The sequence below is a fragment of the Escherichia sp. AM3 genome (assembly GCF_032029835.1).
GTDB lineage: Bacteria > Pseudomonadota > Gammaproteobacteria > Enterobacterales > Enterobacteriaceae > Escherichia > Escherichia coli.
Window position 1 is genome coordinate 1 of sequence record NZ_JAVUPQ010000268.1, and the last position, 1,645, is coordinate 1,645.

The following is a 1,645-nucleotide window of genomic DNA, read 5'->3' on the forward strand; positions in this document are numbered from 1 at the left end:
ACCCCGTCAACTGCCACCGCACGCAAAGGCTTTGCCGGATACGATCACCCAAACCAGTATCTGGTTAAACCGGCGACCACTATTGCCGACAATATGATGCCAGTAATGCAGCATCCGGCGCAGGATAAAGAAACCCAGCAGAAGCTGGCAGAACTTGAGAAAAAAACCGGTAAGAAACCGAATGTGGTTGTTTTCTTGCTGGACGATGTGGGCTGGATGGACGTCGGTTTTAACGGTGGCGGCGTGGCGGTGGGTAACCCTACACCAGATATCGACGCCGTTGCCAGCCAGGGGCTGATTTTAACTTCGGCGTATTCTCAACCAAGCTCTTCCCCAACCCGCGCCACCATTCTCACCGGACAATACTCCATCCACCACGGCATTCTGATGCCGCCAATGTACGGGCAACCGGGCGGGCTGCAAGGGTTAACCACGCTGCCGCAGTTGCTGCACGATCAGGGCTACGTCACTCAGGCCATCGGAAAATGGCATATGGGGGAAAACAAAGAGTCGCAGCCGCAGAACGTTGGCTTTGATGATTTCCGTGGCTTTAACTCGGTGTCTGATATGTACACCGAATGGCGCGACGTTCACGTCAATCCGGAAGTGGCCCTGAGTCCGGACCGTTCTGAATACATCAAGCAATTACCGTTCAGCAAAGATGACGTTCATGCGGTGCGCGGCGGCGAACAACAGGCCATTGCCGACATTACGCCGAAATATATGGAAGATCTGGATCAACGCTGGATGGACTATGGCGTTAAGTTCCTCGACAAGATGGCGAAGAGCGATAAACCATTCTTCCTCTACTACGGCACTCGTGGCTGCCACTTCGATAACTACCCAAATGCGAAATATGCGGGTAGCTCTCCGGCACGCACCTCGTATGGCGACTGCATGGTGGAGATGAACGATGTGTTCGCTAATCTGTATAAAACACTGGAGAAAAACGGTCAGCTTGATAACACGCTGATCGTCTTTACCTCCGATAACGGACCGGAAGCCGAAGTACCGCCGCACGGACGCACCCCGTTCCGTGGTGCGAAAGGTTCGACCTGGGAAGGCGGCGTTCGCGTACCGACTTTCGTTTACTGGAAAGGGATGATCCAACCGCGTAAATCTGACGGTATTGTCGATCTGGCAGATCTCTTCCCTACCGCGCTGGATCTGGCAGGGCATCCTGGAGCGAAAGTGGCGAATTTAGTGCCGAAAACCACCTTTATCGATGGTGTGGACCAGACATCCTTCTTCCTGGGAACAAATGGTCAGTCTAACCGTAAGGCCGAGCACTACTTCCTCAACGGTAAACTCGCTGCTGTGCGTATGGATGAGTTCAAGTATCACGTCCTGATTCAGCAACCTTACGCTTATACCCAGAGCGGATATCAGGGTGGATTCACCGGCACAGTAATGCAAACGGCGGGATCGTCGGTGTTTAACCTCTACACCGATCCGCAGGAAAGCGACTCCATCGGCGTGCGCCATATTCCGATGGGTGTACCGCTACAGACCGAAATGCACGCGTATATGGAGATCCTGAAAAAATATCCACCACGCGCGCAGATTAAATCTGACTAAGCCGGCGCTATCGCTGAGATCTGCCTTTGCCGGATGCGATGCTGACGCATCTTATCCAGCCTACAGA

Annotated in this window: 1 protein-coding gene; it reads left to right on the forward strand. The window is 53.4% G+C overall.

Translation table 11 applies throughout. The features are described 5' to 3' along the window. A partial coding sequence (aslA, locus tag RTW80_RS24920) for an arylsulfatase AslA (protein ID WP_312720742.1) occupies positions 1 to 1,578 on the forward strand: 1,578 nt, incomplete at its 5' end. Between the last annotated feature and the right edge of the window lie 67 nt (positions 1,579 to 1,645).